The sequence below is a fragment of the Peribacillus sp. YIM B13481 genome, from assembly GCF_042787985.1.
GTDB classification, from domain to species: domain Bacteria; phylum Bacillota; class Bacilli; order Bacillales; family DSM-1321; genus Peribacillus; species Peribacillus simplex_A.
On record NZ_JBHZPE010000033.1, the window covers coordinates 47,156 to 54,304 of the forward strand.

The 7,149-nt window shown below is 40.9% G+C and carries 11 protein-coding genes; 1 reads left to right on the forward strand and 10 read right to left on the reverse strand.

Annotation, left to right across the window (positions count from 1 at the left end; all coding sequences use genetic code 11):
- The 10 genes from ACFX4X_RS17530 to ACFX4X_RS17575 all read right to left on the reverse strand — a co-directional run bounded on the left by ACFX4X_RS17530 (nt 1) and on the right by ACFX4X_RS17575 (nt 6,884).
- On the reverse strand, nt 1-261 hold the full coding sequence (locus tag ACFX4X_RS17530; protein WP_061440317.1) for a GIY-YIG nuclease family protein: 261 nt from the start codon (nt 259-261) through the stop codon (nt 1-3).
- Nucleotides 248-991: a tRNA1(Val) (adenine(37)-N6)-methyltransferase gene (locus tag ACFX4X_RS17535; protein ID WP_317778945.1), complete on the reverse strand. Its 744-nt coding sequence runs from the start codon at nt 989-991 to the stop codon at nt 248-250. Before ACFX4X_RS17535 ends, ACFX4X_RS17530 begins: the two co-directional genes overlap by 14 nt.
- A gap of 178 nt (nt 992-1,169) precedes the next feature.
- Complete coding sequence (yabA, locus tag ACFX4X_RS17540) at nt 1,170-1,508, reverse strand: DNA replication initiation control protein YabA (protein WP_375166265.1); 339 nt, start codon at nt 1,506-1,508, stop codon at nt 1,170-1,172.
- A 50-nt stretch (nt 1,509-1,558) separates the two neighbouring features.
- Nucleotides 1,559-2,389 carry a PSP1 domain-containing protein gene (locus ACFX4X_RS17545; RefSeq protein WP_061440314.1) on the reverse strand — a complete coding sequence of 277 codons (831 nt, stop codon included), beginning with the start codon at nt 2,387-2,389 and terminating at the stop codon, nt 1,559-1,561.
- A 1-nt stretch (nt 2,390) separates the two neighbouring features.
- Nucleotides 2,391-3,395: a DNA polymerase III subunit delta' gene (gene holB, locus ACFX4X_RS17550; RefSeq protein WP_377385025.1), complete on the reverse strand. Its 1,005-nt coding sequence runs from the start codon at nt 3,393-3,395 to the stop codon at nt 2,391-2,393.
- Between the two features lie 8 nt (nt 3,396-3,403).
- Nucleotides 3,404-3,844 (reverse strand): YaaR family protein, encoded by a 441-nt coding sequence (locus ACFX4X_RS17555; protein WP_377385027.1) that lies wholly within the window; start codon nt 3,842-3,844, stop codon nt 3,404-3,406.
- Between the two features lie 24 nt (nt 3,845-3,868).
- Nucleotides 3,869-4,198 (reverse strand): cyclic-di-AMP receptor, encoded by a 330-nt coding sequence (locus ACFX4X_RS17560; protein ID WP_061440312.1) that lies wholly within the window; start codon nt 4,196-4,198, stop codon nt 3,869-3,871.
- 102 nt (nt 4,199-4,300) lie between these two features.
- Nucleotides 4,301-4,942 carry a dTMP kinase gene (gene tmk, locus ACFX4X_RS17565; protein WP_284469098.1) on the reverse strand — a complete coding sequence of 214 codons (642 nt, stop codon included), beginning with the start codon at nt 4,940-4,942 and terminating at the stop codon, nt 4,301-4,303.
- 39 nt (nt 4,943-4,981) lie between these two features.
- Complete coding sequence (locus tag ACFX4X_RS17570) at nt 4,982-6,436, reverse strand: aminotransferase class I/II-fold pyridoxal phosphate-dependent enzyme (RefSeq protein ID WP_377385029.1); 1,455 nt, start codon at nt 6,434-6,436, stop codon at nt 4,982-4,984.
- A gap of 229 nt (nt 6,437-6,665) precedes the next feature.
- Nucleotides 6,666-6,884: a sigma factor G inhibitor Gin gene (locus ACFX4X_RS17575; RefSeq protein WP_081108652.1), complete on the reverse strand. Its 219-nt coding sequence runs from the start codon at nt 6,882-6,884 to the stop codon at nt 6,666-6,668.
- Between the two features lie 77 nt (nt 6,885-6,961).
- On the opposite strand from ACFX4X_RS17575, the gene ACFX4X_RS17580 reads away from it, so the two are divergent.
- On the forward strand, nt 6,962-7,149 hold a 188-nt coding region (locus ACFX4X_RS17580), incomplete at its 3' end, for a hypothetical protein (RefSeq protein WP_377385031.1).

Here is a 7,149-nt window from a genome sequence, read left to right on the forward strand (position 1 = left end):
TCATGCATCCTCCTTTGCCATCCACTTTTGCTTTTGTTTTCTTGTTAATTGCTTAAACTTATATTCAGCCCGCATGGCCAATGTCTGTGTTTCAAATATTTCATGATGAATCAGTTCAACCGGGGTCCGTCCTCGGGTATACTTTGCCCCCCTGCCTTGATTATGAGCATCTATCCTACGATCCAAGTCATTTGTATACCCAGCATAATAGCTGCCGTCCTTGCATTTTAAAACATAAAAATAGTGCTTATTCCTCTCCATATAAAATCCTTTTTATTTCCGGATTATAATCATTTTGGTCGTTATACACAACAAGAGGAGGTAAAATCTTCAAATCAGGGTTGCCGTCCTTTATCCCTTCAATTAGAATCGTATTTGCTTCTTTTGAACTTTTTGGATAAACGAATTGCAATCGCTTCGGTTCAATCCTGTACATCCTCATTAATCGCAGGATATCCATCAGACGGCCCGGCCTATGAACGAATGCCGCTTTTCCACCTTGACGCAGCAACTGGCTTGAAATACGCATGACATCCTCAAGATTACACATTATTTCATGACGGGCAATTGCAAAATGCTCATTTTTATTCATTTCCTCAATTGATGGCGTCGGGAAATAGGGTGGATTGCAAGTAACCACGTCATACTTGCTGTATCCTATCTGCTTCGGAATCTCTTTTATATCCCCATGAATCATTTCGATCCGGGAGGATACGCCATTATAGTCCATGCTCCTCTTGGCCATGTCATATAACCGCTCTTGAATCTCAACACCCGTAATTGTCCCTTTCGTTCTTGTACTCAGCAGCAAGGGGATGACCCCATTCCCTGAGCAAAGATCTACGATTTTCCCTTTTTGGATCGGGACATTTACGAACCTTGATAATAAAACGGCATCTAATGAAAAAGAGAATACTGATGGGCTCTGGATAATCCTTAAATTCTCAGCCAATAGATAATCCAGGCGTTCATCTCCTTTAAGTTCTACCATTGCTGTTACCCTCCTAATTATGTATGGAAAACGCATGTTTAGGGTCCATGCTTCGACATTCGTATCGTAAAAAAAGGGATCTGACTCATAGTATGCGTCAGACCCCGAATCACTATATATTGTAAACGGTCTATCTATCACGTAAAAGAGATGGAACATCTTTTATATTATTCCATTATCACTTTTTGTTTAAAAAAGATAAACAGAACAGGCAATCTCCTTCTTTTCGTAAACTGCCAAAATGCAGATTGCAAATATGGAAGCCTTCTTGATAGATACGGGCTAGATTATCATAGCCTTCCCCGATATCCATAACCTTGTCCGTACTAGCAGTACGGTTTTTCACTTTTTGTTTAACCTTCACTGCAGCAGGCGCACTTTCGACTTCCACAAGGCCTAACCGATGACGCAAGTGTTCGTTCTCCAGCTTGAGCGACTGATTTTCCTCAAGGATTTCAGCTAAGTTCTGCTTCAATTCTCCAAGCTGCTTATATAATTGGCCTATCTGGGTTTCCATATTGGTCACCGACTCAAAAATATCTTTCTTATCCACGCTCTCCCACCACCTTAATAATCTGTGGCTTGAATAGAAACGGCTCCCTCTTTTAGAATCTCATCAAGAGTATACTCTAATACTCTTTCCTGCTCGATTAGTTCAATCTGAAGTACGCGTTCTAGAATATTAAGCCCCACTACCTTGCCTTTGCCACCAGGCGTATTAATCATTTCACCTAAATCAGGAAGCATTTCCTTCGCACTTTCATACTCGTCATTTTCATATTTCAGACAGCACATCAATCGACCGCATAATCCTGAGATTTTTGTAGGGTTCAATGATAAATTCTGATCCTTCGCCATTTTGATGGAAACCGGTTCAAAATCTCCAAGAAATGTGGAGCAACAAAGCATTCTGCCACAAGGTCCAATGCCACCAAGCATCTTGGCCTCATCCCTTACCCCAATTTGGCGCAGTTCTATCCGAGTTCTGAATATGGCAGCTAAATCTTTGACTAAATCACGGAAATCCACGCGACCATCCGCTGTAAAATAAAACACGACCTTATTTCTGTCGAAAGTATATGACACATCAACCAGCTTCATATCCAGCTTATGCTCAACAACCTTTTGGCAACATATAGAGTAGGCCTCTTCTGCAGCCGCCTTGTTCTCATCAACAATCAGCTTATCTTTTGCATCAGCGACCCGAAGTACTTTTTTTAACGGCAGGACAACATCGTTTTCATCTACTTGTTTACGGGCTGTAACAACTTTACCGAATTCAACACCGCGGACAGTCTCCACTATTACAAAATCGTCCTTAGGAATAGCGAATTCACCCGGATCAAAGTAGTATATTTTGCCCGCCTTTTTAAAACGGACACCTACAACATCATACAAATCATGATCCCTCCTGCAAATTCAGCACAAGCTGTTCCATCAACAGCTGTGGATTCGTGTTGGACATCAGCTTCCGTTTTGCTTCCAAAATACAACCCATATTTTCGGCAAGGCGTCTTGGAGAAAGATGAAGAGCGTGAGTTTCAAATTCCTTCAGTTTATTTTGGAATACAACGAAGCCCTTTTTGTCCAACTGAATGTATAATAAATCCTTATATATAAGAAGTAACAAATCAAGACCTCTGTCAACCTGTTCTCTTTCTTTAAAGTGTGAAAACCAATCCGTCTGCAGGTACAACAATGCCTTCAAGGAACTAAGTTTTAACACTTCATATAATTTTACCACTATTTTTTGAGCTTGTACAAACCATTCATCATTGCTAAGCTCAATTCCAGCTTCCACATTCTGTGTTATATGTGCGATAACCGAGGCAAGCTGCGGTTCTAAATCCTGTTCTATCAGCTTCCGTTTCACATTCTCCGGGGATAATGGCTTGAACGAAATCACTTGGCATCTTGATAATATGGTCGGCAGAATCCTCTGAAGCTGTTCGGTCATCAATATTGCTACGGTATCGGCCGAAGGTTCTTCTAAAAATTTCAATAGACTGTTGGCTGCCCCCACTGACATTTTGTCCGCATCGGCAATCATATAAACCTTTCGATCCGCCTCTACGCTTTTTTTCGAAAATTCTTCTTGGAGCCCCTTAATTTGTTCTTTCTTTATTGAAAGACCGTCTCTTTCTATTAAATGGACATCAGGATGGTTCCCACTGGAAATCCGTTTGCAATTTCGGCAAAGTTCGCATGGCTTATAACCCGCTTTTGGTGCTTCACATAATAAGCTTTTGGCAAAGGTTTTGCTTATATCTTGCTTACCCGTCCCTTTTTCCCCTTCAAATAAATACGCATGAGCCACCCTGTTCTTCATTATGCTATTTTGCAGCATCATCATTACCTGCGGCTGAATTTGATTCATGTCCTGCCATGTTTTATCCAAAACCATCAACTCACTTAAGTATATAAATTAATCAGAAGACCTTTAATTTCACCTATCATTTCCAATATTTCAAGCGAGCTTTTCTCTTTATTAAGAATTTCCTCGCTTAACTCCACTAATCTTGCATCTATCGTTTCCACGGTTTTCAACGGCCGACTCTGTCCATATTGGTTCCAGCTAGTGGATTGCTTCAGTTCCAGTCCATATTCAACCGCTTCTTTAACAAACCGTTTCACTAATGCTTTATATTTTGCCAGTTCCCTAAAAGTACGTGACCTTACTAAACGCTGTCCCGCCCCTTCTATATCGCCTATCAAACGGTTTAATGTTTGGATTTGCATTTTTTGATCCTGTGTCTGGACCATTTGTTGAAATCTTCCACTCCCAATTTGAAACTGTTTGGCATCCTGGCGCGATTTATCCAGCTTAATAGGGGTATCATGGTTGATTTTCATAATGAACCTCCCTGTAGCTAACCGTTAGAATTGTAAAAAGTTTTCAACCGGCAGAACAAAAATGGTCGCACCGCCTACTTGAATCTCCACTGGGTAAGGTACATAGGACTCGGCATTCCCGCCCATCGGAGAAACCGGTGATACTAACTGGGATCGTGACTGACAATTCTGTTTGATGATCTGGATGGCTTGGTCAACACGTTCATCCTCTGTGCCAATCATAAAAGTCGTATTACCTGATTTTAAAAACCCGCCAGTGCTGGCTAGCTTGGTTGTTCCGAAATTATTTTCAACTAATTCATTTAGCAGGCGATGACTATCCTTGTCTTGAACGACAGCAATGATCATTTTCATTCTCATCATCCTCCGGTTACTCTGAATTTTTCCTAACTCCATTATAGCAACTAGTCTTTGCTTGGAATAGTATTCGGGTTGAATAATATGGAAACCTAATATTTAATTCCCTGTTTTCTCCAGATAATTAAACAAACTGGCTTTCGCTTCTTCAAAAACTTCATCAACTGTACGTCCTGCATCAATGATAATAAAACGGTCTTCCCATCTATTTATAATGGACTGATACCCCTCACAAACTTTTTTATGAAAGTCCAGGGCTTCAAGATCCAGCCGGTTCACTTCCCGTTCCCCATTGGCCTGGATACGTCTCAATCCTTCTTCTGGATCTATATCAAAAAAGAAAGTGGCATCGGGCATCATATCTCCAATTGCGAATTTATTGATACTGTAAACCTCTTCAATATCCAAACCCCTTGCATGGCCTTGGTAGGCTAACGAGCTATCTATAAATCGGTCACAGAGAACAATTCCCCCTCGTTTCAACTCCGGCATGACCACTTCCACTAAATGCTGACGTCTAGCCGCTGCATATAATAAGGCCTCTGTTCTCGAGTCCATAGCTGTATTATCCTTATTAAGGATCACTTCCCTAATCTGCTCCGAAATGGGGACTCCCCCTGGCTCACGCGTTAATAGGACTTTGTAGCCTTCTTGTTGCAGAGCCTTGCCAAGCATTTGGGTAATTGTTGTTTTCCCAGCACCCTCGGGCCCTTCCATTGTAATAAAAATACCACGTTTCATCGATGTACCTCCAAGGTTCTTTGTTTGTAGTATATCATTTTAACCAGCATGCCCGCTTTCATAAACGATCAACTCTCCGTTTGAAAGGGAGGAACCTCCATGAAACCTTGATCCCAGTTCAAGCAGTCTCTTCAGATTGGTAATATGATCTGTCGTAATCATTTCCCCGGACATAATTAATGGAATTCCTGGCGGATAAGGGATGACCATCTCGGCAGATACCTCTCCTACGGCTTCTCTCAATACAACCGGTCTCGATTTACTATGCTTCATGACGGAGTAAGTAATTTCCAGAGCCGTAATCGAACTTCCAGCAAACCAGCTACCCACTTGATTCGCTTCGACGCTTCCAGTTCTGTCTTTAGTCGCACTTTTTATATTTTGAACGATTTCTTGAAAGGGAAAATCGATACTCGTTTTTAATAAAGGTAAAATCATTAATAAATTATTAGGATCAGCTAATTCTGTAAAAATGCCTTCGGCTTCACATAGCTGCTGTAACTCAAACCCGCTTAATCCATTTATTGATTGAATGACTACTTTCAACGGGTCTGCTGAAGTACCTGGTGGCGCCTCTAACACCCTTACTGTTTGTAGGGCGCCCAATTCCCGTCTGAAATCTGATATCTTTTTAATAAGGGATTTTTTATCTTCTGATGTAAAAGCGGCTAAGTATGCTCTGGCTAAGTCGAGCGATCCCATAATTGGGTAAGACGGGCTGCTAGACTGAAGCATTTGTAAATAGAATGATACTTGCCCCACATCAACTAAGGATGAATTGACATGAAGATATGACCCCATCGTCATAGCCGGCAGTGTTTTATGTGCTGAATGGACAACGGCATCTGCCCCTGCGAAAATAGCTGATTTAGGAAACGGACTTCCTAACTGAAAGTGAGCGCCATGTGCTTCGTCCACCAGCACCGGGATTCCCTTTTGATGTGCAAGTCTCACCAATTCCGTCAAGTCTTCACCAAGACCATAATAATTCGGGTAGGTTACAACGATGGCTTTAACATCTGGATTGGCACTCAAAGCTTCTTCAATTAATTTTGATCCTACACCACCAGCAATGCCCCATCCCTCATAAAAATCCGGCTGTAAAAAAATCGGCTGTACATTCGCTAACATCAACCCATGCAAAATTGATTTATGGCAATTTCTTTGGACAAGCACTTTATCACCTTCACGGCAGGTAGCAAGAATCATCGCAATGTTGCCTACCGTTGACCCATTAACCAGAAAGTAACTTTTCTTTACCCCATATAAATCAGCGAGCAGTTGCTCGGACTTTAAAATGGCGCCCTCTGGAGCATGAAGGTCATCTAAACCGCTTATCTCCGTGGCATCTATGCCAAGCAGGGGGTTATATATTGCTTCGCCCTTTTTACTAAAGACCCATCCATTTTTATGTCCTGGCACATGCAGGGATATTGGTCTTTTTTTATAAAGGGCACTCATTGCATCGAACAATGGTGTCTGTGTTTGATTCATTTTTCTCTTCCCTCAAATCATAGTATTTTTTCATTTTATCAAATAAGTTCATATTTATCTCTTATTGCTCGACAGAAAGGCAATTATGTATCTTCGAACACTCTGTTTAGATACAGAAACGCAGCTTGTTACCAAGCATTCTTCTAAAGTACCAAAAAAAGAGTCAGAGAATAAAGAAACACTCCATTTCTTCATTCTCTGACTCTTTAACTTTTCTCAAACTGCTTATTCATGAAAATATTTCAGGATTATTGATTTTTCTTAATTGCTTTAAGTAATATTTGTACTTTGGATCGTTCGTATCCGTCCCGATCATATCCCTTTCACATTCCTCACAAATAAAAGTCGTATATAGATGTATTCCCATCCCTTTTATTTGTTCACAAACCACGCACGATTCCCCTGCCGTTGTTTTGGTTGTTGTTGTCCCCAACATCTCCACCTCCATACCTGCATTCTCCCCAAAAACCATTGTTCACATACATTAATTTAAATAGTTTAAGAGAACCGGGGATGCTTTTAACAATGTATGATGAAGTTTTTCAATACGTGTATGTCTTTATAAAAGTTTCCATATTTGATAAACCCTTTATATCTAATGATTTTTCTTTTCATTCAACAAAAAAGACCAGCCGGATGGCTGATCTTTTAAATGGCTTGGCGGCGTCCTACTCTCACAGGGGGAAACCCCCAACTACCATCGGCGCTGAAGA